The following is a 2,531-nucleotide window of genomic DNA, read 5'->3' on the forward strand; positions in this document are numbered from 1 at the left end:
GCTCGGCCGGGAGATGCTGGCCGACCGGCGCATCGCCCTGCTGGCGGCGGCGCTGCTGGCCGTCAGCTTCTGGCACCTGCTCTTCAGCCGGTTGGGTTTCCGCGTCATCAGCCAGCCGCTGCTCCAGGCGCTGGCCGTGGCGGCCCTCTTTCGCGGACTGCGCGGCGGGCGCTGGCCGTGGCTGTGGCTGGCCGGGCTGTTCATCGGTCTGACCGCCTACACCTATCTGGCGGCGCGCCTATTCCCCATCCTGCTGGCCTTCGCCCTGCTGCCGCTGCTGCTCGACCCCCACACCCGGCCCCTGCGCTGGCGGCAACTGCTCTTCGTCGCCTTGGTGGCCTTCCTGACGGCGCTGCCGCTGCTGGCCTATTTCGCCCTGCACCCCGACGCCTTCTGGGTACGCATCGGCCAGGTCTCCCCGGCCAGCGGCGAGGCGCTGACGCTGACCGAGAGTTTGCTGCGCTCCTTCGGCATGTTCTTCCTGGTCGGCGATCCCTATCTGCGCTTCAACCTGCCCGGCCGGCCGCTGTTCGACTTCGTCACCGGCGGGCTGTTGCTAGTCGGCTGGCTCCTTTGCCTCGCCCGCTACCGGCGCTTGTTCTACGACTGGCAGCGGGCTTCTGTGCTGCTGCTCCTGCTGGCACCGCTAGTGATGATCCTGCCCACGGCGCTGGCGGTCAACGAGATCGTGCCCAGCAACCTGCGGGCGATGGGCCTCATCCCGTTCGTCTTCTTCCTGCCGCCCATCGGCCTGTTCACCCTCCTGCGCGACGTGGAGCGGCGCTGGCCGCAGATCAACCCCACCTACGCCGCGCCGATCATCTTCCTGCTTCTGCTGTGGGGCGGCAACATGCTCACCCAGCGGCTCTACTTCCAGGAGTGGGCCACGCAGGACGAGCTGCTGCTCATCAACGACGGCGACCTGACCGCCGCCGCGGCCTACCTGGATGAGACGCTGGCCGCCATCCCGCTGGGAGAGCAGCCAACCGTCTACGTCGCCGCGCCCCACTACCGCCACCCGACGCTGGCCTTCCTGAGCGCCAATTACGACCGCATCAGGTGGCTGCCGCAGAGCCGGGCGCTCGTCTTCCCGGCCGCCGGCCCGGCGCTCTACCTCTACCCGGCCAACAGCCCCGCGCCGGAGTGGGCGCTGCCCTATCTGGAGGCGGGCGGCGAGCCGGAGATCGCCCGCAGCGACAGCGGCCAGGTCTTGTTCACCGTCTACCGGCTGGACGAGCGGCCAGTGCTGCCCGTCGCCGGCGCGCCGGCGGCCGGCCTACCGGCCAACTTCGGCGGCCTGCTGGGCCTGGAGCGCGTGGACGCCGGCCCGGCCGCGCCCGGCGAGAGCCTGCCGGTGACGCTCGTCGCCTCGGTGACGGCCGCGCCGCCCGCCGGCGCGTCGCTGGCGACCTTCGTCCATCTGGAAGACCTGAACGGCCACCGCTGGAGCCAGGTCGATCAGGACGCCTACCCGGCCGAGCAGTGGACGCCGGGGGAGACGATCATCCAGCGGGTAGACGTGCCCGTGCCGCCGGGCGCGCCGCCGGGCGAGAATGGCTTGTACCAGTTGCGCATCGGCTTCTTCGACCCGGCGGGCGGCGACCGGCTGCCGCGGGTGGATGAGACGGGGAGCTTCGCGGGCGACGCGCTGCTGTTCGAGGCGGTGACGGTCGTCGCCGGCCCGCCGCCCGACCCGCTGCCGCAGCCGCCCAACGCCGTCGGCGAGACGCCGATCGAGGGGCTGACGCTGCTGGGCTACGAGCGCGGGGCCGGCGCGGCCGAGACGGGCGAGCCGGTGTCCCTGGCGCTGTGGTGGCTGGCGGAGAAGTCGCTGCCTTTCATGACCATCAACCTGTCGCTGGTAGGTGATACCAACGGCGTTGTCCGCCCGTTTGGCTGGTCGCAGCCCGTCTACAACACCTATCCCTTCTCACTATGGCAGACGCCGGCCTTGATCATTGATCGCCAGATCGTGCGCATTCCCGATGACTTACCCACAGGCGACTATCGCTTCCGGCTGGAACTGAGAGATGGGCAAGGACAGCCCATCTACGAGAGCGATCTTGGTCAGTTGGCCGTTGAATGGACAGCGCGCATCTTCACCCCGCCGCCGTTCGACCACCCCGTGGGCGCGTCGTTCGGCGGGGAAATCGCGCTGCTGGGCTACAACCTGAATGCAGCGGGGGGGACGCACACGCTGGAACTGGTCTGGCAGGCGGAGGCGCAACCGGCGGCCGACTACACCGTTTTCGTCCATGTGCTGAATGCCGATGGAACGTGTTGCGTCTGGCAGGCGGACGCGATGCCCCGCGGGGGGAGCTATCCGACGAGCCGCTGGGTGGCGGGGGAAGTGGTCGTCGATCCGTACGAGATCGTCTTGCCGGGCGATCTGGCCGCGGGCGACTATCCGGTCGAAGTGGGCCTCTACCGCGCGGAGACGGGCGCGCGCCTGCCGGTGACGCTGGACGGCCAGAGCGTGGGGGACGCGGCGCGACTGACGCCGCTGCGGCGCGCCGACTAACGCGCCACCA

At 70.3% G+C, this 2,531-nt stretch carries 1 pseudogene; it reads left to right on the top strand.

Annotated features, from left to right (window positions below):
• Positions 1–2,521: pseudogene (locus ACE3UY_RS13215) on the top strand (hypothetical protein); the annotation flags it as partial.
• Between the last annotated feature and the right edge of the window lie 10 nt (positions 2,522–2,531).

Source organism: Promineifilum sp. (SeqCode), assembly GCF_041918635.1.
Taxonomy (GTDB): Bacteria; Chloroflexota; Anaerolineae; order Promineifilales; family Promineifilaceae; genus Promineifilum.